A 23,086-nucleotide genomic window follows, 5' to 3' on the forward strand; every position below is an offset into this window, starting at 1 on the left:
TCCCACATCTTTATTGAACCTTACAGAAGGTCTAAAGTTTTAAAACAAAAATCAAACTTAATTAATTCTATAAATTATGAGTAAAAAAGTAGTTATTGTTTCTGCTGCTAGAACACCAATAGGAAGTTTCTTAGGAAGTTTATCAACTGTACCAGCTACAGTATTAGGTGCTACTGCTATTAAAGGGGCACTAGATAAGATCAACCTTGATGCTAATCTAGTAGATGAAGTATTGATGGGGAATGTAGTTCAAGCAGGAGAAGGACAAGCACCTGCACGTCAAGCAGCTTTAAAAGCAGGTTTGTCTAAAGAGGTAGCTTGTACTACAATAAATAAAGTTTGTGCATCAGGTATGAAAGCGATTATGCAAGGGACACAAGCTATTATGGCAGGTGATGCAGAAATAGTTGTAGCGGGTGGAATGGAGAATATGAGTATGATTCCTCATTATGTACACATGCGTAATGGTAACAAATTTGGTCCTGCAACTATCATTGATGGTTTACAAAATGACGGTCTAGTAGATGCTTATGACAATAATGCTATGGGAGTATCTGCTGACTTATGTGCTAGTACACATAATATCTCAAGAGAAGAACAAGATAACTTCGCTATTAAATCTTATGAGCGTTCTGCAAAAGCATGGGATGCTGGTAAGTTTAACAACGAGGTAGTTCCTGTATCTGTACCTCAACGAAGAGGAGATGCTATCGTAGTTTCTAAGGATGAGGAATACACGAATGTAAAATTAGATAAGATTACTTCTTTACGTCCAGCTTTTACAAAAGAAGGAACTGTAACTGCTGCTAATGCTTCTACTATTAATGATGGGGCTGCTGCTGTAGTAATCATGAGCGAAGAAAAAGCATTAAGCTTAGGATTAAAACCTCTAGCTTATATCAAAGGATATGCGGATGCTGCTCAAGAGCCTGAGTGGTTTACTACTGCTCCTGCTAAAGCATTGCCTAAAGCGCTTAAAAAAGCGAATGTAGCTATCGAAGATGTGGACTTCTTCGAATTTAACGAAGCGTTCTCTGTAGTTGGTATTGCTAATACTAAATTACTTAATATCGATCCAGAAAAGGTAAACGTAAACGGTGGAGCTGTTTCTTTAGGTCACCCTCTAGGATGTTCTGGTGCTCGTATCATCGTAACATTATTAAGTGTATTAGAACAAAACAATGCAAAAATAGGAGCTGCTGCTATCTGTAATGGTGGTGGTGGTGCATCAGCATTAGTTATCGAAAGAGCTTAATTTTTAATAATATATTCAAGATGAGTTTGATTAGTTCAAACTCATCTTTTATTTTTGTACTTTAATTCAAACCTATATTATGTTTGCATATTGCAACCTTGCCATTGTACCCTTAAGACTTGAACCAAGCGACAGAAGCGAAATGGTCTCTCAAGTCCTTTTCGGTGAACACTTTACTATTTTAGAAAGAACAGAGAAGTGGTCGAAAATAGAATTAGCTTTCGACAAGTACCAAGGTTGGATAGATAATAAACAATATCAAGAAATCTCTGAAGAAGATTATAAATACCTTCAAAACACATCTGTTATTCACTCTGCGGAGTTAGTAGACTTTATTTCTTCTAACAACAATCACTTAATGGCAGTACCTCTTGGTAGTTGCCTTACAGGATTAAAAAAGAATAGCATCAATACAGATAACTTCACTTATGAAGGACTGACTATCACTGGTCAGTTTACAAAACAAACCTTTCTAAAGACTGCGTTTATGTACTTAAATACTCCTTACTTATGGGGAGGGAAAACGCCTTTCGGAATAGACTGTTCTGGTTTTACACAAATGGTTTACAGAATCAATGGATATAGAATTCCTCGTGATGCCTCACAACAAGCAGCTATAGGAGAAGCCTTAAGCTTCATCGAAGAAAGCGAAATAGGTGACTTAGCTTTCTTTGACAATGCTGAGGGTAATATCATCCATGTAGGGATAATCATGGAGAACAACTATATCATACATGCTCATGGAAAAGTCCGTATAGACAGACTAGATCACTTAGGAATTTATAATATCGATTCTGGTAGACATACTCATAAACTAAGAGTAATCAAGAAAATCATTTAAGTCTATAGTAAGTTTAGGTCTCCACTTTTCTAATGGGAGCACAATTCATTACAAGGACTTATGTAATTGTTTTTTTATTAACTATTTTATCCTATTTGGCTCAAAAACTATTCGTTAAGACAATAGAAACTATTTGATATTGCAAAAAAAATAAACGTATCTTTGCTGCAAATATCGACATATATGAATACTTTCGAGCAATTTAATCTACCGAAAGCCCTTGAAAAAGCTCTTAATGAGCTTAATATTATTTCACCAACTCCTATACAAGCTAAATCATTTCCAGTTATTCTTTCTGGAAGAGATATGATGGGTATTGCCCAAACAGGTACAGGAAAGACATTCGCCTACCTTCTACCTATCTTAAAACAATGGAAGTTTAGCCATGCTGAATCTCCTAGAGTAGTGATACTAGTACCTACACGTGAACTTGTAGTACAAGTAGTAGATGAAGTAGAAAAGCTTACAGCCTATATGTCTGTAAGAACATTAGGGGTATATGGTGGTACCAATATCAATACACAACGAAAAGCTGTCTATGAAGGTGTAGATATCCTAGTAGGTACACCTGGACGTATGATGGACTTAGCTCTAGATGGAGTATTGCGTTTTGATAATTTACAGAAGTTAGTCATTGATGAATTTGATGAAATACTAAACTTAGGGTTTAGAACACAGCTTACATCTATTCTTACAATGATGAAAGGAAAACGTCAAAATATCTTATTCTCTGCTACTATGACAGAAGAAGTAGACGAAGTACTTGACGAATATTTTGACTTCCCTGAAGAAGTATCTCTTGCTCCTTCTGGAACTCCGTTAGAGAATATAGATCAACAGATATATAATGTACCTAACTTCAACACGAAGTTAAATCTATTAATGCACTTACTTAGCAATAAAGAAGAGTTTAATAGAGTACTTATCTTTATCAACAGTAAACGTCTTGCAGATGTTGTAATGGAGAAATTAGAGGCTGCCTTTCCTGAAGAGTTCACTGTAATTCACTCTAACAAATCTCAGAACTTCCGTATGAGATCTATGGCTGAGTTCCAAGCGAATGAATTAAGAGGTCTTCTAACTACAGATATAATGGCTCGTGGACTTGATATCTCTGATATTAGCCACGTAATCAACTTACAGTTCACTGACTCTCCAGAACAGTATATTCACCGAATAGGACGTACAGGACGTGCTGATAAAAAAGGTACAGCTATCTCTATCGTAGATCCTAAAGAGGAAGAAGTAAAATTAGCTGCAGAGATTCTAATGGAAAAAGAACTTAGAGCAATGACAATACCTGAAGAAGTAGTCATTTCTGAGTCACTTATGGAGTTTGAAAAATCTAAGTTAAAGTCTAAACAACTTGCTAAGGTTAAAAAGCCAATAGAAAAAGGAGCTGCTTTCCACGAGAAGAAAGATAAAAACCAAAAGGTAAATCTTGGAGGTCCTGGTAAACGTAACCCACGTAAAACTAAACCTCGTAATAGAGCAGTAGAAGCTAAAAGAGCTGCTAAACGCAAGAAATAGATTACAATTAAAACCATAAAAAAACGTGCTAAACTTAATTTAGCACGTTTTTTTTATATCTAAAAATATTCTCTTAAAAGAAAGAATACATATTTACTCTTTTATGTTTTCTTCTACAGCCTGTGGATTGTGTTTATACTTAAATATAATAGCAAACAATATAGTTACTACTAAAGCATATCCTGCGAATATAAGCCATGAATGTCTCCAACCTTCTAACTGTAAAGTAACATCTTCTTGGCTATATACAAAGTGATTCACAATGTACTGAGCGATAAGCATACCTATTGTTGCTCCAAAACCGTTAGTCATCATCATAAATACTCCTTGTGCTGAAGAACGAATATCTTCACTTGTCTCATTATCTACATATAGAGAACCTGATACATTAAAGAAGTCAAATGCAATTCCATAAACAATCATAGACAATATAAACATCCATACTCCATTTCCTGGATCACCTATACCAAAGAATCCGAAACGTAGAACCCAAGCAAACATTGACATCAACATTACTACTTTAATACCAAATTTTCTAAGAACAAATGGAATTAACAAGATACACAAGGTTTCTGAAACTTGAGATAACGAGATTAACGCATTAGCATTATGTGCCCCCCAAGAGTCAGCGTATTCTGGTACTTTAGAGAAACTCGTGATAAAAGGATTAGCATACCCATTCGTAATCTGCAATGACACTCCTAACAACATTGAGAAGATAAAGAATACAGCCATCTTCTTCTCTTTAAACAAACTGAATGCCTTTAGTCCAAAAGCATCTGCTAAACTCTGCTTCTCATTAGATTTATTAATAGGGCAATTAGGCAATACGAAACTGTATAAGAAAAGAACTATTCCTAAAACACCTGATACAAAGAATTGATAATAATTAGATTGAAAACTCTCAAAAGCGATATCTCCACCAAAGTTAAATCCTAAAGAACCATCACTGTGGAACCCAAAGAAGTTAACAAACAACATCGCACAGATAAATCCTACTGTACCAAAAGTACGTATAGGCGGAAAGGCCTTAATCGTATCGAGGTGATTCTGTTTTAATATTGCATAAGAAGTTGAATTAGATAAAGCGATTGTAGGCATAAAGAAAGCTACACTACAAGTGTAAAGTGTAAAGATCGTTGTAAAGTCTACATCCCCTCCTGCTATAAAACCGTAATAACCTGTAGCAATCATAAAAATAGCTGCGGCTAAGTGATTCAATCCTAACAACCTCTGAACTGGTATCCATCTATCAGCTACTATTCCCATGATAGCAGGCATAAAAATAGATACTATACCTTGCATGGCATAAAAAAGACCAATCTTAGGCCCTAGCCCAACTGATCCTAAATAGTTCCCCATAGATGTTAAATAAGCCCCCCAAACAGCAAATTCGAGGTAACTCATCAACGTCAATTTTGCTTTTACATTCATTACGTGTGATATTATTTCTGTGTTATTAGTTTAAGAGTTTATACCCTTAAACCTCGTTTTATAAGTGTGTTTATAATAATTTATTTAATTCTTTTTTGCGCTAACTCCAGAATTAAATTAAACTGTTCTTCTATAGTTAAATTAGAATTATCTACCTCTATCGCATCATCTGCCTTTACTAGTGGTGAATCTGCTCTGCTTGTATCTATTTTATCCCTTTCTACTACATTGTGAAACACTGCATCATAACTCACATTAGGGTCTTTATCTTTCAATTCGTCAAAACGTCTTTGAGCACGTATCTCTGGAGAGGCAGTCATAAATATCTTTAACTCTGCATCAGGAAACACAACTGTTCCTATATCTCTTCCATCCATTACTACTCCCTTAGACTTACCTAAATTTTGTTGTTGTTCTACCAGCTTTCTTCTTACCTCAGGTACTTCTGCTATCTGACTTACGAACTGTGATACTTCTAAACTGCGTATCACACCTTCTACATTCTCTTGGTTTAAGAACACTTCTGCAAATCCTTTCTCTGGATTGTACTCAAAGTGTAATTCTACTGATGGTAATGACTCTATTAACCCTTCTCTATTGAAGTAATTTTCTTTTATCAAACCTTTTCTCATTGCAGACAAAGTAACCGCTCTATACATAGCTCCTGTGTCTATATATACATAGCTAAGAGACTTCGCTAATGATTTCGCTAATGTACTTTTCCCCGTAGAGGAAAACCCATCAATCGCTATAGTAATCTTTTTCAAATTGAAAAATTTAAAATTAGTTTAAAACTCATTGATTTGTCAAATATAGTAGTATTTATAAGCTTTCATATCTTTTTAAAAACACTTTATAAATAGCTATTTCTAATCAAAACACCTTTTTAAAACACTCATTGTAAAACAAATACTAAAAAAGCACCTTAAAAATACGACTATTTTCTACAATAATGGCTAGCAAAAGTAAGTTAATCTGTAAAAATTCCCATCATTTTAAGGACACAAAATACAGTCAAGAGCCTCTTATAACTAAAAAAGCCTCACTTTATAAAAGTGAAGCTTTCTCTATCCTATCTAATAAGTTTTACTTTTTAGCTACTTCTAGCTTCTTAGCATTCTTTACCTTCTGATTTGTAATTGCGATCTCTAGGACTTCTTCCATTTTATCTACATAATGGAAAGTCAATCCTTTAAGGTACTCTTCTTTAATATCATCGATGTCTTTTCTATTGTCTTTACACAAGATGATCTCTTTCACATTAGCACGCTTAGCTGCAAGAATCTTCTCTTTAATACCTCCTACAGGAAGCACCTTACCTCTTAAAGTTATCTCACCTGTCATCGCTAAGTTCTTTTTCACTTTGCGTTGAGTAAATGACGACACCATAGAAGTCAACATCGTAATACCCGCACTAGGCCCATCCTTAGGCGTCGCTCCTTCTGGTACGTGGATATGTATCTTATAATTGTCAAATACTTCTTGAGCTATACCCAGTTCTTCTGCATGAGCCTTTATATACTCTAATGCGATAGTAGCAGACTCTTTCATCACTGTACCTAAGTTACCCGTGATAGATAGTTCTCCTTTACCTTTAGAGATAATTGACTCTATATATAGAATATCTCCTCCTACACTAGTCCACGCTAATCCTGTTACTACACCAGCCACATCATTATTCTCATACTTATCATTTTCAAAACGTGGTGTACCTAAGATCTTTTTGATATCCTCTTCTGTCATCTTCACATTATACTCCTCTTCCATCACGATATTCTTAGCCACACCTCTAGCGATATGCGCTAGTTGTTTATCTAAGCCACGTACTCCAGACTCTCTTGTATAATTTGTGATAATAAACTCCATCTGCTTTTTACCAATCACTACATCTTTAGAAGTTACTCCATGTGCCTTTAATTGTTTTTCTAACAGGTGCTGTTTTCCTATCTCTACTTTTTCTTCTATCGTATACCCTGTCATCTCGATAATCTCCATACGGTCTCTTAATGCAGGTTGTATAGTACTTAAACTATTAGATGTCGCGATGAACATCACCTTAGACAAGTCATACCCCATCTCTAAGAAGTTGTCATAGAACTCGTGATTTTGTTCTGGATCTAATACTTCTAACAATGCAGAAGAAGGATCACCATTATGACTAGAAGACAGCTTATCTATCTCATCTAATAAAAACACAGGATTAGATGTCTTTGCTTTCTTTAGACTCTGAATAATACGTCCAGGCATAGCCCCGATATATGTCTTTCTATGTCCTCTAATCTCAGCTTCGTCACGCAATCCTCCTAAAGAAATACGTACATACTCACGACCTAATGCATCTGCTATAGATCTACCGATAGAGGTCTTACCTACCCCTGGAGGTCCATATAGACATAGAATAGGAGACTTAAGATCGTTTCTTAACTTCAGAACAGCCATGTGCTCTAAGACACGCTTCTTCACCTCTTCTATTCCATAATGATCTTTATCTAACTGCTTCTGAGCATTCTTTAAATTAAAGACATCTTTAGAATAATGATTCCAAGGTAACTCTAGGAACAACTCTAGATAGTTTCGTTGAATACCAAACTCAGCTACTTGAGGGTTCATTCTTTGGAACTTCATTAACTCCTTATCGAAGCGTTCTTGTACTTCCTTAGACCACTTTTTATTAGCAGCTTTCTTACGCATTTCTTCAAACTCCTCTTCATTTGAGAAACCACCCAATTCTTCTTGGATTGTTTTCATTTGTTGATGTAAGAAATACTCTTTTTGTTGTTGATCTAGATCAACTCTAACTTTCGTTTGAATATCATTGCGCAACTGAAGTTTTTGCAACTCTAAAGTCATCATCTTTAGAGCTTCTAATCCTCTAGCATTTAGATCATCTATATTAAGTAATCGTTGCTTATCAGCAATATCCATACTCATATTAGAAGAAACGAAGTTAATTAAGAAAGATTCACTAGAAATATTCTCAATAGCAAATGCTGCATCTGATGGTATATTAGGATTCTCTTTGATAATTTCTAAAGCAGTCTCCTTAATAGAATCTACTATAGCTGAGAACTCTTTATTCTTCTTGCTAGGGCGCTTCTCTTCACGAGCCACCACATTAGCCTTCATATAAGGTTCTTCTTGTGTTAGTTCTGTAATCTCAAAACGTTTTTTACCCTGTAAGATAACTGTGATATTTCCGTCAGGCAACTTTAATAACTTGATAATACGAGCCACTGTCCCTGTATGGTATATCTCATTGATACCAGGATCATCTGTACCCTCATCTATCTGCGCTACTACACCTATCGTTTTATCTCCTTTATTTGCTCTATTTAATAATTCAATAGACTTATCTCTACCTGCTGTAATAGGAATCACTACACCTGGGAATAATACCATGTTTCGCAATGGTAATATCGGAAGTGAAGTAGGTAACTCTTCTTTATTCATTTCTTCTTCATCTTCACTCGAAAAAATTGGAATAAACTCTGAATCTCCATCTCCTAAATCTTGTAACGACAAGTTGTCAAATGTTATTATTTTTTGATTTGCCATATGTATTTTTACGTCATTTTGTCAGTTAACAATTTTTTCTCGACATAGCCTAACTACAACCACACCCATAACCAACTGATTACCAACAAAAACATTAATTTTTAATTGTTCTACCTATATAATATTTCAATCTTTATGCCACAAAAAAATCCTTACTCTTATGGCAAGGATTTTTTCTCTTTTATGTTAAAATACAAAATATTATTTACTCGGAGAAGAAATAATTATAACAGAAAAATCTCCATAAGTGATTTTTACTCTTTTATCTTGGTCTTCTTCTTCCACTCCTACTAAAGTAGCTTCAAATCTACCTTTTAATAAAAACTTATTAGGATCATCTTTATCTTTCTCTGCATAATCAAAACGCAAGAAACCTTCACTCTCTGCCACATCTTTAGACGTGTACTTAACTCCATAAGGAGAAGTATACTCTACGTTAAACCATCCTAATTTCTTAAAATCTTTAGGATCATTCGATACAACGATATCATTATTATAAGGAAAATCTAATACTATCTTCTGTGTCTTCTCTACACCATCTATACTAGATACGTATGCTCTTCCTGCCTTTACTTCTACAGACTCCTCAGGATTAGTAAAAGGTTCATTATCTGCAAACGCTTCTAAGTACGTAGCCTCTTTTCTAACAAAAGGGATATCTACAAAGTTTCCACTAATAGGAAATGACTTTAAGTTAGGGTCATCTTGTATACTTGGCATCATGCGCTTAATATCAAAATCACCAGACAATACTCTTGCCTTTCTATTAATATTACCTATAGACATAATCCCTGTCACGATATTAGGACGCAATGTGTCCTTCGTAGTATACAGAAGCTTATTCTCCCAAGAATAGTAATTACTCTCATTCACATTAGTAGGAAAGTTACCTGACTGAAACTTTAAAGTTCTAAGGATCAGTTCGTCATTTTCATAATTCTCACTTCCTGTTAACTTCACTTTTATTTCTAAACGTCCGTTTTTATCTAACTCAGCTACTATTCCTTCTCTCATTAAGATAGTCTCTCCCTGATTATGAATAGTCATAATCGGCTTACCTACTCCCTGCTCACCTTCTATGATAGAGTCATAAGATTCATTATCACACGAAGCTACGGTCATAGCTGTGATAGAAAATAAACTAATCGCTAATATTCTAAATGTCTTTTTCATATTATATCTTACTATTCGTAAAGTAATCAATTTTTAAAAATATTTCAATAACAAAAATACAATCTTATTTCTTTTTTAATACTAATTCTATCTTTTATTAGGTATTCTTAATAGTAGAACGAAACCTACAGCAAAAAATAAGATTAAAAACAATATAGCATTCTGCATCTTACCTGTTATATCACTGACTAGCCCATACATAGACATCCCTAGTACAATACCTAACTTCTCTGTCACATCATAAAAACTAAAGAATGAAGTAGTATCTGTGGTCTCTGGTAGTAGTTTAGAATAAGTAGATCGAGACAACGATTGTATTCCTCCCATTACTAATCCCACAAAACTAGCTGCCACATAGAACTCATTAGGTGTGATTATAGTATATGCATATAGACATATTATAATCCATAACGCATTTAATACACATAACGTATAAATATTGCCAATTTTTTTTGACAATAGAGAAGTCAAATAAGCTCCTAGTACAGCAACTAACTGGATCATCAGTATACTTAATATTAAGCCTGTCGTACGCTGAGTATCGTTTTCCCATGCGATTTCCTTTTCTCCAAAATAAGCTGCGATAATCATCACCGTCTGTACAGCCATACTATAAACAAAAAAAGCGACTAAATACCTCTTTAATGCAACATACTCTTTTAGCTCTCCCCACACTCTTTTTAACTCTCTAAATCCTTTAAAAAACAACGATTTAGTGATTTTCTTCTCATTTTTAAAATCTGGTAAATACCTAAAAGTATAAAGGCTAAACCCTATCCACCATAGCCCTACTAATATAAAGGAGAAACGCATCGCTGTCATCGCTGTTGTAAAACCAAAGATGTCATACTTCATGACTAACAATAAGTTTAACAATAACAGTATCACACTCCCGATATATCCTAGTGCATATCCTTTTGCACTTATTCTATCTTGTTGTTCAGTAAATGCTATATCAGGCAAATAAGAATTATAGAAAACTAAACTTCCCCAAAAACCAATTAACCCAAACATATAGATCAATAAGCTCAATAGCATATAGTCTAGACTAAAAAAATAAAGAAGCATACACGATATAGACCCTACACCACAGAACAACTTCATAAAGAACTTTTTAGTCCCTAGATAATCTGCTATTCCTGATAATATAGGCGATAGTATACATACTATTAAGAATCCTATCGCAGTGATATAACTAATAATTGACTCACTCTTAATAGAGGTTCCCCAAAAGTCAAAACTATCAATGTTCAACTCTCTAAATAAAGATCCATAATACAACGGAAAGATAGATGACGAAATAACTAAAGCATATACAGAATTAGCCCAATCATAAAACGCCCATGCATTTAAAAGTTTTTTATCCCCTTTTACAAAACTTTTCATAGTCTAGTCTATTTAAAAAAATAAGCTACCCAAAGGTAGCTTACTCTATTTTTATCTTCCGAAAGATACACCAAATTTTGCTGCTTCAGCTTTCGCTTCAGGAATTAATTTCTTCAAATTAGCAATACGCTCTTGATTACTAGGGTGTGTACTCATCCATGAGCCCCCACCTCCACTGCCATCTCTAGCAGCCATTCTACTCCAGAAACTAACTGCTTCTTCTGGATTATATCCAGCGATAGCCATTAGTGTCAGACCTATCTTATCAGCCTCTGTCTCATGTGATCTACTGAATGGTAACATCCCTGCTACATTACTACCATATCCATATAGACCAGCACTTAACTGCTTAGTCGTAGCACTAGACTTAGCAGTAGCTGCATCTATTGCCACAGCTCCTGCCTGCTGTAACATACCTGCACTCATGCGCTGTTGTCCGTGATTAGCTAACGCGTGAGCTACTTCATGCCCCATCACTACAGCTATTCCTGCATCTGTCTGACAATATGGCAAAATACCTGTGTAGAACACAATCTTACCTCCAGGCATACACCACGCATTCACTTCCTTATCATCTACTAAGTTATACTCCCACTTATAGTCATTAAGATAACTCCCATACCCATTAGCCGTCAACCAAACCTCTGCTGCTTTCTTAATTTTTACACCTACGTCAGCTACACGTTGTGCATCTTTTGTCCCTTTTACCACCTTATGTTCCTTTAAGAAAGTATCATATTGTGAAAAAGACATTGGAAACAACTCAGCATTAGAAGTAAATGCCATCGTTTTTTTACCTGTAAAAGGATTTGTTGCACAAGCAGTTAACAACAAAAAAGTTCCGATAGAGAATACGATTTTTTTCATTATTTTTTATTTTCAAAATTAATAGGAATTCGCATAATTCAAAAACTTTTACTTTTATAATAATTCTTTTAGATTCTTTTATTTTGTAATTTTACCTCCTTAGAACATTATTATAATGCAAAGTCAAAAACCAAAACAATCGCTTGAAATACCAAAAAGCATAATAGTAATAGGAAAAACATTACAATTATTTTCAAATAACCTAGCGACTAGATTTGCTCAGAACTTATTCATCACTCCTCTTAAATTTAAACCACCAAAAAGAGAGAAGGAGATGTTTGATAAAAGTGTTGTCACTAAAATAACCGTGCCAGCTCTGCGCAAAGACATCGTAGTATACCAATATGGAACCAATAAAGCTGCTGATAAAAAAGCACTTCTTATACACGGATGGAACGGTAGAGGTACACAGCTAGTGACTATTGCTAATATGCTCATGAGGTCTGGATATGACGTCGTTAGCTTCGATGCACCTGGTCATGGCAAGTCTCCTAAGACGAAGACGAATATGACAGAATTTATTGCTTCTGCATTCGAAGTAGAGAAACAGTTCGGTCCATTCGAACTCGTTATCGGTCACTCACTAGGAGGAATGACTACCATGAATGCGCTTAGAGATGGTCTAAAAGCTAAAAAAGCTGTCATACTAGGAAGTGGAGACGTGGTAAAGGATGTAATAGATGACTTCGTCAAACAAATAGAACTAAAACCTATTATCTCTAAAAAGATTCAAGAACGATTCGAAACTCAGTTTAACCAAACTATGGAGAGCTACACTGTACACTTAGCAGCAGAAGAAATAGACATTCCGCTTCTAATTATGCATGATGAAGATGATTTAGACGTTAATGTAAGAGCAGCTTATGCAATCAAAAAACACAGCAAGAATGCAGAGATTATGATCACATCAGGTCTTGGACACCGCAAGATCTTAGGAGATAAAAAAATAATAGAACGCATCAAAGCTTTCATAGAACAATAGATAAATGAAAACAGTTGTATTCGGTTGTATCATTCTAAGTATATTAGCCTGTAAAGATGTAAACTATCAAAAGATACCAAAGATGAAAAAAGATAAAACAACAACAGAACAAGAATGGCAACAAGCCCTTACCCCTGCTGAGTACTATGTACTACGAGAAAAAGGGACTGAACGTCCATTCACTGGAGAATACAACGACTTTAACGAAAAAGGAACATATCACTGTGCAGGATGTGGACAACTATTGTTCAGCTCTGATACTAAATTTGATGCACACTGTGGCTGGCCATCATTTGATAAAGCGATAGAAGGTTCTGTTAACTATATAGAAGATCTATCACATGGAATGAAGAGAGTTGAAGTAACGTGTTCTAACTGTAATGGACATCTAGGACATATCTTCCCTGACGGACCTACTGAGACTACAGGTATGAGATACTGTATGAACTCCATCTCATTAAAATTCAAAAAACAAGAATAACTATAGATAAAGAGAATAATGATTTAATTATTCTCTTTTTTTGTTTGTATACTTCCTATTTCACTTCACTCATATTTCTATCTAGCAGCGAATGAGTCCGTAGTGAGTCCGTTATGAGTCCGTAGTGAGTCCGTTAAAACATCTAATATAACGGAGTCAACACAGACAAACCATACTATGATTAAGTACGCATCACTTACAAGTATAAAACAAGATATAAAGGAAAGAGAAAGAAGACACACTAAACACAACACTACAGCTTAACTATACCATACTACTTTATCACAATAAGTGATAAGATACTAAATCTACTGGCTGTACTGCCCTTAAGAAGGGCTCTTCCTTCCTGAGCAGTTATCAATATAATAACTTCACTTGTTTAATATCAAATAGCGCTACACTATCATCTTCTTTTTTCACACTGAGTAGTCCATTCTTAGTCACCCCTAGTATAATTCCCATAAAACGAATACCACTAGGCAGTTCAAAAACACTAGGAACATTAATACGGTATAGACTTCGATGATATTCTTCCCATATAAATGTGCTACCAGAAGCTAGATACTTCTGACAGTATACTGTCAGTGACTCTAGTATGCTATGCATAAGTTCATCCTTATTTACTTTATCACCACATAATTTGAATAATGACGTGGCTTGTGGTAAATGATCGAAGTTTTCTTGGTTAGCATTTATACCTATACCTACTATTGACAAGGTTTCTCCGGAAGCTTTGATAATATTTTCGATCAAAATGCCACCTATTTTCTTATTATATGACAATATGTCGTTTGGCCACTTTATACTAAATGGCAGATTGTATAACTTTTTAAGACTAGAATATACACTTAAAGCAACTAGAATATTTAGATCAAAAACGTGCTCAGGGGTCTCTAACAATTCTTTCACTAACACACTAAACGTTAAGCTACTACCTACTTCCCCCTTCCATACACTTCCTCTTTGACCTTTGCCCTGAAACTGGTTTTCAGTAACGACAACAGTAAAGTTTTCTAGATTCGAATGCGTTAATATTTCCTTCAAATAAGTATTCGTTGACCCTATGGCATCGAGTTTGATAATATTCATGTAAAATAATTATAGACTAATCTGATCGATTTCATTATATTTGAATCCAAAATTAGCAAACATTACATTTAAACTAGAATAAAATAAGACAAAAAATAAATGGCAGACAAAAATATTAATAACGACGAATTGATTGCAAACATTGTAAAAGGGATAGAATCAGTTAAAGGTGAGAACATTACAATAATCGATTTAAGAGAAATAGACAACACTCCTTGCGATTACTTTATCATAGCTGATGGTAACTCTAACACTCAAGTTAATGCCATTTCAGGTTCTGTACAAAAATTAGTCTCTAAAGAATTACGTGATAAACCTTGGCACGTAGAAGGTGAAGATAATGCAGAATGGATTTTAATGGACTACGTAAACGTTGTTGTACACGTGTTTCAAAAACACATCCGTGAATTCTACAACATTGAAAGCTTATGGGGAGACGCTAAAATCACGACTATTGACAGCCAGTATTAACCACTAAACCAAAATTTCATGTCGGAAAATATGAAACCTAACCAAAATAAATCAAGATTTAATCCATGGGTATTATATGGTAGTATCTTGGTAATTATATTGGTGATAAATTTCCTTACTAATGGAAGCAGCTTTGGAAACTCAAGACAACTGGGACTTTCTAAGCTATATGAATATGTAGATAAAGGATATGTTGAAAGAATTGACTTTAGCCGTTCTGTTGCTAAAGTATATTTAACACCAGAAGCTCAAAAGAGCAAAGAGTTTGAAGATTTAAATAAAAATAATATTCTTGGAAGAGAAAACGCAGGACCTCAATTCTTAACTGATATTGGAGATTCTAAACTGTTTCAAGAAAAACTAGACAAAGCTACTACTGAAGGAAAGATTAAAGAATATAAATCTGAACCAGAAAGCAACTGGGGGGATATCTTAATCAGCTTCTTACCTATCATCATCATCATCGGATTCTGGTTATTCATGATGAGAAGAATGACTGGTGGTGGTGGAGCTGGTGGTGGAGGACAAATCTTCTCTATCGGTAAATCTAAAGCAAAATTATTTGACGAGAAAAACGACATTAAAGTTAGCTTTAAAGATGTAGCTGGACTAGAAGGTGCTAAAGAAGAAATCGTTGAAATCGTTGAGTTCTTAAAGAACCCTGAAAAATATACTTCTATCGGAGGTAAGATACCTAAAGGAGCACTATTAGTAGGTCCTCCAGGTACAGGTAAGACTTTATTAGCTAAGGCTGTTGCTGGTGAGGCTCAAGTTCCTTTCTTCTCTCTATCGGGATCTGATTTCGTAGAGATGTTTGTAGGAGTAGGTGCTTCTCGTGTAAGAGACTTATTTAAACAAGCGAAAGAGAAATCTCCTGCAATTATCTTTATTGATGAGATTGATGCTGTAGGACGTGCTCGTGGTAAGAGTAACTTCTCTGGTTCTAACGACGAAAGAGAAAACACTTTAAACCAATTACTAACAGAGATGGATGGTTTTGGTTCTAATACTAACGTGATTGTATTAGCCGCTACTAACCGTGCTGAGATATTAGATAAAGCATTACTAAGAGCTGGACGTTTTGACAGACAGATCTATGTAGACTTACCAGACGTTAAAGAACGTGAGGCTATCTTTAAGGTACACTTACGCAACATTAAGAAAGTAGATAACCTAGATATCGACTTCTTATCTAAGCAAACACCTGGTTTCTCTGGTGCTGATATCGCTAACGTATGTAACGAGGCTGCATTAACAGCTGCTCGTAAAGATAAAAAAGAGGTGGATATGCAAGACTTCTTAGACGCTGTAGATAGAATCATCGGTGGTCTAGAGAAGAAAAATAAAATCATCTCTCCTGAAGAGAAATATGCTATCGCTATACATGAGGCAGGTCACGCTACAGTAAGCTGGATGTGTGAGCACGCTTCTCCACTAGTGAAAGTAACTATCGTTCCTAGAGGACAGAGTTTAGGAGCTGCATGGTACTTACCTACAGAAAGACAAATCGTGAGAACAGAACAAATGTTAGACGAGATGTGTGCTACTATGGGTGGACGTGCTGCTGAAAAGATAATCTTCGATAAGATATCTACTGGTGCATTAAGCGATCTAGAGAAAGTAACTAAACAAGCTAAGGCTATGGTTACTATTTACGGTCTAAACGAAAAACTAGGTAATATTACTTATTATGATTCGTCTGGACAAAGTGAATACAGTTTCGCTAAACCGTACTCAGAAGAAACTGCTCGTGTAATAGACCAAGAGATATCTTCTCTGATAGAAGGTCAATACGCAAGAGCTATTTCTATCTTGTCAGAGAACAAAGAAAAACTAGTACAACTAGCAGATTTACTTTGTGAAAAAGAAGTAATCTTCAAACAAGATTTAGAGAACATCTTCGGTCCTAGACCCTTTGATAAAGAAGGAGCAGTAGAACTTAATCTAACTACTGAAACAAAAACTGAAGATAACATAGAATAATAGAGGTTCAAGCTCTATAAACATTAAAAATCTTAACCTAAAGGCAACTTTAAGTTAAGATTTTTTTTATCTTTGAATACTTAATCAATTTATTTCATCGGAGTTTATTTTAATATGAGTTTTTTCAAGAAGTTATTAAAAGTATTTCAACCTTCTGACCCAGTAGAGGAAAGCCCTGCTGTGCATAAAAGTCAATACTTACCTGAAGAAAAACTTCCTGTGGATGAACTTTTTACTTTAAACTTTAAAGAGAATGGCGGCAAGTTTCTATACTGTGAAACGCTAGATGAACTAAATGAATCTTTTATCAATATTCTCGTAGAGAATGATTGGTTTGAAACTGAAGCACAAACGTATGAAAGTCCTCTGTACTCAATGTTACAAGAGAACAATATAAAATATGGCGAAGTAAAGAACCCAACTTTCTTTTTCTCTGGGTGCGAAAACTTAATAGCCGAAGACGGTTCTATTCTATTTTGTGATAAACAAATCAAGAATAACAAAGCACACGATTTACCTGATAATATTGTAGTCCTAGCTAAGACTAGTCAAATGACAAGAACAAAAAGTGATGGCTTAAGAGAAATCAAGAGAAAATATGGTAGTGCACTACCTAGTAACATTACAACATTTAATTGCTTTAAACAATCTACCAATGAAAGCGATTTTTTAAGTTATGGTAGAACTCCCAAGAATTTGTATTTATTACTTTTAGAAGATCTATAATATGTCAGAAACAGTTACTCGAGCAATATCAGGCGTTGTATACATTGCGCTTTTGATTGGAGCAACGTTGTACTCACCTACTAGCTTTGAAATTCTTTTCGGAGCATTTATGTTCATTGCATCATACGAATTTGCAAAACTAATCAAGCTACCAAAATCATTAGCCATGATTATCTCTCTTATGGCTTCTGCATGTCTTGCGTGGTATAGAGATATATTACCTATTAACGCGATAGCTATATTCGCAGCAGTAGTACTTCTTGCATTATTAGCAGAACTATTCACTACAAAAAAACCTAATCGATCATTTCCTATCAAAATGATTATATTCTTAGGTTATGTAATATCATCATTTGTGACACTTCAGTACTTACCGTTTGTTAATGATGGTAATCAGCCTGTATATGTTCCTCAAATCATTATTGGTATTTTAATAATGATCTGGACTAATGATACTTTTGCTTATATCACAGGAAAGAAATTTGGTAAAAATAAATTATTCGAAAGAATATCACCTAAGAAAACAATAGAAGGTTTTTTAGGGGGAATGTTGTTTACAATTATTGCAGGAACAATCTTAAGTCAATATTTCGACTTTTTTAATATTGTAATTTGGATAAGTAGTGCTATTTTTGTCAGCATTTTTGGAACGATCGGGGATTTAGTAGAATCTCATTTCAAAAGAGAGGCTGGTGTAAAAGACAGCGGTGCTATCATGCCAGGGCATGGTGGGATCTTAGATCGACTAGACAGTGTTATATTTGTAGCACCATTTTTGTATTTAATATATCAAATTTTATAACTATGTTTCACAAAGAAGGAACTAAAATCATTTTCTTTTCATTAGTAATAGCTGCTGTATTAGTAGTTTTAGCTGATGTACTATGTGCTAGTATTCCATGGCTAAGAGTAGTCCTGCAATCAATAGTATTAATCTTTTTAATTCTAATATTACAATTCTTTAGAAACCCTGACAGAACTGTTACGGCTGATGATAATAAAATCTTAGCTCCCGTAGACGGTAAAGTTGTTGTTATAGAAGAAGTTTACGAACCAGAATACTTTAAAGAAAAAAGATTAATGGTATCTGTGTTCATGTCCCCTATCAATGTACACGTAACACGTTATGCTTTAAGCGGACTTATCAAATACAGCCAATACCACGCTGGTAAATACTTAGTAGCTTGGCATCCAAAAGCTAGTGAAGAGAACGAGCGTACTACTGTAGTAGTAGAAAATCCTGTTTTCGGAGAAGTAATGTACAGACAAATCGCTGGAGCATTAGCTAAACGTATTGTTAACTATGCTAAACCAGGTATGCAAGTAGTACAAGGTACTGATGCTGGATTTATTAAATTCGGTTCAAGAGTAGACTTATATTTACCATTAGGCACAAAAGTTGATGTGGTATTAAATCAAAAAGCAATTGGTAATAAAACTGTTATTGCGCACAAATAAATAATGAGCAATTTAGATTTAGATTTTACAGAAGCATACGAGCGAATTTCAAGAGAGGCTAAGAACCTTCCTCCTGATGTAATGTTGCGCATCTATGCTTTTTACAAACAAGCTACAAATGGATTAAGCCACCAAGATTTCGAAGATATGTCTAGTGATCTTAAACGTGCTTTTAAATTTAATGCTTGGACACAAGTAAGTCATTTAACAATAGAAGAAGCTAAATTAGAATACATTAAGTTAGCGAAAGAAATATTAGATAATGAAAAAGCTTAAGGTAACATTAATCACTGTAATCACTCTGAACTTTGTTCTACTTACTTCTTGTAATAACAAGGAAGAACTAACAGAAGTACAGATACCAGAAAGGGAATCTTTTATCACTAAAAATTCTAACTTTCCGGATCCTAATACTATCAAAACTAAACAAGGACCATTCGAAATGCAAGGTATTGGTCATGGTTTTGGTGATTATGTTGATATATTAAAACCTGAAAGCGTTTATATACATTACGACAAATACCATCTAAGCTATACTAATAAATTAAACACCTCTGTACATGGTACTCCATTTGAAAGAGATAGTATATCTGGCTTAGTGGCTAAAATTGATAATAATTACCCTAAACTAAAGAATTTCTCAGGAGCATATTACAATCATAATATCTACTGGCGTTCTATTTCTCCATTAGAAGAAAAAACTCCTAATGAGAGCCTTAAAAATGCTATAACAGAATCCTTTGGTTCTATGGCAGAGTTTAAGAAAGAGTTTATAGCACAAGGAAATGCTTTAATTGGTTCAGGTTGGTTATGGTTAGTTCAGGTAAATGGAACACTACAAGTCATTACAACAGCGAATAATGACTCTCCTATGATGCCTGAAGTAGCTAAAGGAAGTCCTCTTCTGGGAATAGACTTATGGGAACATGCCTATTACCCTACTTACGAAGAAGACATTACAGCCTATTTAGAAATGTGTTTTAAACATTTGAATTGGGATTATGCTAACAAACTTTATAGACCTAAAGTTATTACTACAACTCCTATTACACAAGTTCAATAATAAGATATCATCTATACAAAAAAACGCCTACTTTATAAAGTAGGCGTTTTTTGTATATTTAATTAAAAAGGAACATCATCATCATTCTGATAGCCCCCTTGGTAACTACCTTGACTAGGAGCTGAACCAAATACAGAATCACCAGATGGTAAATTCCCTACAAAGTTCTGTCTATAATCTCCTCCCTCTTGATTATTCATTGCAGATGAGAATGTATTACCAAATCCAATCATATCATCATCTAAATTATCAAACTTACCGAACTGCCCTAAGAACTTAAGACGAATATTATCTAATCCACCATTTCTGTGTTTCGCTACGATAAATTCTGCTTGTCCTGCAGTTGGACTTCTTTCCTCATCATCCCATTCTTCAATTTTATAGTACTCTGGACGATAAATAAACGATACAATATCCGCATCCTGCTCAATCGCTCCAGACTCCCTTAAATCGGATAATAAAGGCCTTTTAGAAGCACCTCGTGTCTCTACCGCACGAGATAACTGAGATAAGGCAATAACAGGCACGTCTAATTCTTTTGCCAATGCCTTAAGCGTTCTTGAGATAGTTGAAATCTCTTGCTCACGGTTCCCTCCCCCTTTAGAGTTCCCACCAGCTGTCATTAACTGTAAATAATCGATAATAATCAATTTAATTCCGTGCTGAGAAGCTAAACGACGAGCTTTAGCTCTTAAGTCAAAAATAGATAAAGACGGAGTATCATCTATATACAATGGTGCACGCTCTAAGTCTTTTACTTTTACGTTTAATTGTTCCCACTCATGTGTTTCTAATTTTCCTGTACGCAGTTTTTCTGATGAAAGTCCTGTCTCCGAAGAAATAAGACGTGTAATCAACTGTACAGAAGACATCTCTAATGAGAAAACCGCAACACCAGCACCTGTCTCAATAGCAATATTTCTAGCCATAGATAATACAAAGGCTGTCTTCCCCATACCAGGACGAGCTGCTATAATAATCAAGTCACTTGGTTGCCATCCAGACGTAAGCTCATCTAACTTATGGAAACCTGTTGCTAATCCACTTAGTCCTTCTTTAGTACTGATTTCCTCAATTCTTTTCTTTGCTTGCGCAACTAAAGACTGAGCTGTCTCCGAACTTTTCTTTATATTTCCTTGTGTAACTTCATATAATCTAGATTCAGCTTTATCTAATAAGTCAAATACATCACTTGTCTCATCATAAGCATCTTCAATTATCTCATTCGAAATACGTATCAAACTACGTTGAATGAATTTCTGTAAAATAATGCGTGAATGGAATTCAATATGCGCAGAAGAAGTAATCTTTTGTGTAAGACTAACCAGGTAATAATCACCACCAACTTGATCTAATTTACCATTCTTACGCAATTGCGTAGATACAGTTAATAAATCTATAGGTTGATTACTTACGAATAATTGATCGATTGCTTCAAATATATGTTTGTGAGCATCTTTATAGAAAGCATCAGGTTGTAATATATCAATAACCTCATCAATACCTTTCTTATCAATCATCATGGCTCCCAATACAGCCTCTTCTAAGTCAATAGCCTGTGGTGGAAGTTTTCCTTTCTCTAAAGACACAACTTCTCTAGAAAAAGATTGCTTTGGTCTAAATTCTTTTGCTTGTTCCATAATGCGAAATTAATCCTTTTTGACGATAACTCAATCCTTATTTATACAATTAGCTTGTTAATAAGATAACTAATAATTAGTGAAAAAAAAATCCGAGATAGACTCTCGGATTTTAGTATTTCTATATATTCAGAACTAGTCTTTATACTCACCCATTTCGAAGTATTTCTCCATGCGTTTTTCTATTAACTTATCTGTTGATAACTTAGCTAAGCTACTATATGTATCTACGATATATTTCTTAACAGTAGCGAAAGTTTCTTCTCTATTAGTATGTGCTCCTCCAAGTGGTTCTGGAATAATATCATCTACTAATTTGTTTTTCTTCATATCATAAGAAGTCAACTTTAAAGCATCTGCTGCTCTTTCTTTATACTCCCAACTTCTCCATAAAATAGAAGAACATGATTCTGGTGAAATTACAGAATACCAAGTATTCTCTAACATCGTTACTTTATCACCAACACCAATACCTAAGGCACCTCCCGAAGCTCCTTCACCTACGATAATACAGATGATAGGCACTTTAATACGGAACATTTCATAGATATTACGAGCGATAGCTTCACCTTGTCCTCTTTCTTCTGCTTCTAAACCAGGATAAGCACCCGGAGTGTCAATTAAAGTAACAATAGGAATATTAAACTTCTCTGCCATTTGCATTAAACGCAAAGCTTTTCTATATCCTTCTGGATTAGCCATACCGAAGTTTCTATACTGTCTAGTCTTAGTATTATATCCTTTTTGTTGACCAACGAACATAAAACTTTGATCACCAATCTTACCAAGACCACCTACCATTGCTTTGTCGTCTTTTACATTTCTATCACCAAAAAGCTCTAGGAAAGTATCTCCACATAAAGCCTTGATATAATCTAATGTATAAGGTCTATTAGGATGTCTAGACAATTGAACTCTCTGCCAAGCAGTCAAGTTTTTGTATATATTCTTCTTAGTTTCTTCTAATTTCTTCTCAATTTGCTTACAAGTTGCTGACACATCAACATCAGATTCTTCACCGATCAAAGCACATTTATTCAGCTGTTCTTCAAGCTCTTTAATTGGAAGTTCAAAATCTAAATATTCCATTTATGATTAAGTTTTAGTTTCAATTACGAATGACAAAGATAAAACAATACTCGGATAGATAAG

At 34.7% G+C, this 23,086-nt stretch carries 21 protein-coding genes; 12 read left to right on the forward strand and 9 right to left on the reverse strand.

The window, feature by feature from the left end; genetic code table 11:
• Positions 1-76 precede the first annotated feature (76 nt).
• From BK054_RS00945 to BK054_RS00955, 3 genes are all read left to right on the forward strand, one after another.
• Positions 77-1,255: an acetyl-CoA C-acyltransferase gene (locus tag BK054_RS00945; protein WP_006265928.1), complete on the forward strand. Its 1,179-nt coding sequence runs from the start codon at positions 77-79 to the stop codon at positions 1,253-1,255.
• A gap of 79 nt (positions 1,256-1,334) precedes the next feature.
• Positions 1,335-2,096: a C40 family peptidase gene (locus BK054_RS00950; RefSeq protein ID WP_006258745.1), complete on the forward strand. Its 762-nt coding sequence runs from the start codon at positions 1,335-1,337 to the stop codon at positions 2,094-2,096.
• A 183-nt stretch (positions 2,097-2,279) separates the two neighbouring features.
• The gene (locus tag BK054_RS00955; protein ID WP_006265929.1) at positions 2,280-3,626 is read left to right on the forward strand and encodes a DEAD/DEAH box helicase; all 1,347 of its coding nucleotides are present in this window, start codon (positions 2,280-2,282) and stop codon (positions 3,624-3,626) included.
• 93 nt (positions 3,627-3,719) lie between these two features.
• Here BK054_RS00955 and BK054_RS00960 read toward each other — a convergent pair whose 3' ends face one another.
• The 6 genes from BK054_RS00960 to BK054_RS00985 all read right to left on the reverse strand — a co-directional run bounded on the left by BK054_RS00960 (position 3,720) and on the right by BK054_RS00985 (position 12,041).
• Positions 3,720-5,060 carry an MFS transporter gene (locus BK054_RS00960; protein WP_006258747.1) on the reverse strand — a complete coding sequence of 447 codons (1,341 nt, stop codon included), beginning with the start codon at positions 5,058-5,060 and terminating at the stop codon, positions 3,720-3,722.
• Between the two features lie 80 nt (positions 5,061-5,140).
• The gene (gene cmk, locus BK054_RS00965) at positions 5,141-5,827 is read right to left on the reverse strand and encodes a (d)CMP kinase (protein ID WP_006265930.1); all 687 of its coding nucleotides are present in this window, start codon (positions 5,825-5,827) and stop codon (positions 5,141-5,143) included.
• A gap of 319 nt (positions 5,828-6,146) precedes the next feature.
• Complete coding sequence (gene lon, locus BK054_RS00970; protein WP_006265931.1) at positions 6,147-8,615, reverse strand: endopeptidase La; 2,469 nt, start codon at positions 8,613-8,615, stop codon at positions 6,147-6,149.
• A gap of 201 nt (positions 8,616-8,816) precedes the next feature.
• The gene (locus BK054_RS00975; protein WP_006261852.1) at positions 8,817-9,788 is read right to left on the reverse strand and encodes a hypothetical protein; all 972 of its coding nucleotides are present in this window, start codon (positions 9,786-9,788) and stop codon (positions 8,817-8,819) included.
• 87 nt (positions 9,789-9,875) lie between these two features.
• Complete coding sequence (locus BK054_RS00980) at positions 9,876-11,174, reverse strand: MFS transporter (protein ID WP_006261853.1); 1,299 nt, start codon at positions 11,172-11,174, stop codon at positions 9,876-9,878.
• 51 nt (positions 11,175-11,225) lie between these two features.
• Complete coding sequence (locus BK054_RS00985; RefSeq protein ID WP_006265932.1) at positions 11,226-12,041, reverse strand: M48 family metallopeptidase; 816 nt, start codon at positions 12,039-12,041, stop codon at positions 11,226-11,228.
• A gap of 115 nt (positions 12,042-12,156) precedes the next feature.
• Here BK054_RS00985 and BK054_RS00990 point away from each other — a divergent pair, with 115 nt between their 5' ends.
• Entirely contained in the window at positions 12,157-13,023 is an 867-nt protein-coding gene (locus BK054_RS00990) for an alpha/beta hydrolase (RefSeq protein ID WP_006261855.1), read from the forward strand.
• A gap of 4 nt (positions 13,024-13,027) precedes the next feature.
• Positions 13,028-13,504 carry a peptide-methionine (R)-S-oxide reductase MsrB gene (msrB, locus tag BK054_RS00995; protein WP_006265933.1) on the forward strand — a complete coding sequence of 159 codons (477 nt, stop codon included), beginning with the start codon at positions 13,028-13,030 and terminating at the stop codon, positions 13,502-13,504.
• Positions 13,505-13,861: 357 nt separating this feature from the next.
• Here msrB and BK054_RS01000 read toward each other — a convergent pair whose 3' ends face one another.
• Entirely contained in the window at positions 13,862-14,593 is a 732-nt protein-coding gene (locus tag BK054_RS01000; RefSeq protein ID WP_006258756.1) for a biotin--[acetyl-CoA-carboxylase] ligase, read from the reverse strand.
• Positions 14,594-14,692: 99 nt separating this feature from the next.
• Between BK054_RS01000 and rsfS the strand changes: the two genes are divergently transcribed.
• The 7 genes from rsfS to BK054_RS01035 all read left to right on the forward strand — a co-directional run bounded on the left by rsfS (position 14,693) and on the right by BK054_RS01035 (position 20,294).
• Complete coding sequence (gene rsfS, locus BK054_RS01005) at positions 14,693-15,064, forward strand: ribosome silencing factor (protein WP_006258757.1); 372 nt, start codon at positions 14,693-14,695, stop codon at positions 15,062-15,064.
• Between the two features lie 18 nt (positions 15,065-15,082).
• A complete protein-coding gene (gene ftsH, locus BK054_RS01010) occupies positions 15,083-17,047 on the forward strand; it encodes an ATP-dependent zinc metalloprotease FtsH (protein WP_006258758.1) in 1,965 nt (654 codons plus the stop codon).
• Positions 17,048-17,161: 114 nt separating this feature from the next.
• Positions 17,162-17,773 (forward strand): LUD domain-containing protein, encoded by a 612-nt coding sequence (locus BK054_RS01015; protein WP_006258759.1) that lies wholly within the window; start codon positions 17,162-17,164, stop codon positions 17,771-17,773.
• Position 17,774: 1 nt separating this feature from the next.
• Positions 17,775-18,575: a phosphatidate cytidylyltransferase gene (locus BK054_RS01020; protein ID WP_006258760.1), complete on the forward strand. Its 801-nt coding sequence runs from the start codon at positions 17,775-17,777 to the stop codon at positions 18,573-18,575.
• 2 nt (positions 18,576-18,577) lie between these two features.
• On the forward strand, positions 18,578-19,231 hold the full coding sequence (locus BK054_RS01025; RefSeq protein ID WP_006258761.1) for a phosphatidylserine decarboxylase family protein: 654 nt from the start codon (positions 18,578-18,580) through the stop codon (positions 19,229-19,231).
• A gap of 3 nt (positions 19,232-19,234) precedes the next feature.
• Positions 19,235-19,507 carry an acyl-CoA-binding protein gene (locus tag BK054_RS01030; RefSeq protein ID WP_006258762.1) on the forward strand — a complete coding sequence of 91 codons (273 nt, stop codon included), beginning with the start codon at positions 19,235-19,237 and terminating at the stop codon, positions 19,505-19,507.
• On the forward strand, positions 19,494-20,294 hold the full coding sequence (locus BK054_RS01035; RefSeq protein WP_006261858.1) for a superoxide dismutase: 801 nt from the start codon (positions 19,494-19,496) through the stop codon (positions 20,292-20,294). The genes BK054_RS01030 and BK054_RS01035 overlap by 14 nt, the downstream gene beginning before the upstream one ends.
• Positions 20,295-20,356: 62 nt before the next feature.
• Here the strand turns inward: BK054_RS01035 and dnaB are convergent, their stop codons facing one another.
• Together dnaB and BK054_RS01045 are read right to left on the reverse strand one after the other, a co-directional pair.
• Complete coding sequence (gene dnaB / locus BK054_RS01040) at positions 20,357-21,934, reverse strand: replicative DNA helicase (protein ID WP_006258765.1); 1,578 nt, start codon at positions 21,932-21,934, stop codon at positions 20,357-20,359.
• A gap of 135 nt (positions 21,935-22,069) precedes the next feature.
• Positions 22,070-23,023, reverse strand: a complete 954-nt coding sequence (locus BK054_RS01045; protein WP_006258766.1) for an acetyl-CoA carboxylase carboxyltransferase subunit alpha — start codon at positions 23,021-23,023, stop codon at positions 22,070-22,072.
• Positions 23,024-23,086: the final 63 nt, after the last annotated feature.

Source organism: Myroides sp. ZB35 (assembly GCF_001865835.1).
GTDB lineage: Bacteria > Bacteroidota > Bacteroidia > Flavobacteriales > Flavobacteriaceae > Flavobacterium > Flavobacterium odoratimimum.

Excerpts from the sequence above, each read along its gene's own strand:
- lon (WP_006265931.1), bottom strand. The coding sequence starts at position 8,615 with ATGGCAAATCAAAAAATAATAACATTTGACAACTTGTCGTTACAAGAT.
- BK054_RS00990 (WP_006261855.1), top strand. The coding sequence starts at position 12,157 with ATGCAAAGTCAAAAACCAAAACAATCGCTTGAAATACCAAAAAGCATA.
- BK054_RS01035 (WP_006261858.1), top strand. The coding sequence starts at position 19,494 with ATGAAAAAGCTTAAGGTAACATTAATCACTGTAATCACTCTGAACTTT.
- BK054_RS01020 (WP_006258760.1), top strand. The coding sequence starts at position 17,775 with ATGTCAGAAACAGTTACTCGAGCAATATCAGGCGTTGTATACATTGCG.
- BK054_RS00960 (WP_006258747.1), bottom strand. The coding sequence starts at position 5,060 with ATGAATGTAAAAGCAAAATTGACGTTGATGAGTTACCTCGAATTTGCT.
- BK054_RS01045 (WP_006258766.1), bottom strand. The coding sequence starts at position 23,023 with ATGGAATATTTAGATTTTGAACTTCCAATTAAAGAGCTTGAAGAACAG.
- BK054_RS00985 (WP_006265932.1), bottom strand. The coding sequence starts at position 12,041 with ATGAAAAAAATCGTATTCTCTATCGGAACTTTTTTGTTGTTAACTGCT.
- BK054_RS00945 (WP_006265928.1), top strand. The coding sequence starts at position 77 with ATGAGTAAAAAAGTAGTTATTGTTTCTGCTGCTAGAACACCAATAGGA.
- BK054_RS00980 (WP_006261853.1), bottom strand. The coding sequence starts at position 11,174 with ATGAAAAGTTTTGTAAAAGGGGATAAAAAACTTTTAAATGCATGGGCG.
- rsfS (WP_006258757.1), top strand. The coding sequence starts at position 14,693 with ATGGCAGACAAAAATATTAATAACGACGAATTGATTGCAAACATTGTA.
- BK054_RS00955 (WP_006265929.1), top strand. The coding sequence starts at position 2,280 with ATGAATACTTTCGAGCAATTTAATCTACCGAAAGCCCTTGAAAAAGCT.
- BK054_RS01000 (WP_006258756.1), bottom strand. The coding sequence starts at position 14,593 with ATGAATATTATCAAACTCGATGCCATAGGGTCAACGAATACTTATTTG.
- ftsH (WP_006258758.1), top strand. The coding sequence starts at position 15,083 with ATGTCGGAAAATATGAAACCTAACCAAAATAAATCAAGATTTAATCCA.
- BK054_RS01015 (WP_006258759.1), top strand. The coding sequence starts at position 17,162 with ATGAGTTTTTTCAAGAAGTTATTAAAAGTATTTCAACCTTCTGACCCA.
- BK054_RS00950 (WP_006258745.1), top strand. The coding sequence starts at position 1,335 with ATGTTTGCATATTGCAACCTTGCCATTGTACCCTTAAGACTTGAACCA.
- msrB (WP_006265933.1), top strand. The coding sequence starts at position 13,028 with ATGAAAACAGTTGTATTCGGTTGTATCATTCTAAGTATATTAGCCTGT.
- dnaB (WP_006258765.1), bottom strand. The coding sequence starts at position 21,934 with ATGGAACAAGCAAAAGAATTTAGACCAAAGCAATCTTTTTCTAGAGAA.
- BK054_RS01030 (WP_006258762.1), top strand. The coding sequence starts at position 19,235 with ATGAGCAATTTAGATTTAGATTTTACAGAAGCATACGAGCGAATTTCA.
- BK054_RS00975 (WP_006261852.1), bottom strand. The coding sequence starts at position 9,788 with ATGAAAAAGACATTTAGAATATTAGCGATTAGTTTATTTTCTATCACA.
- BK054_RS01025 (WP_006258761.1), top strand. The coding sequence starts at position 18,578 with ATGTTTCACAAAGAAGGAACTAAAATCATTTTCTTTTCATTAGTAATA.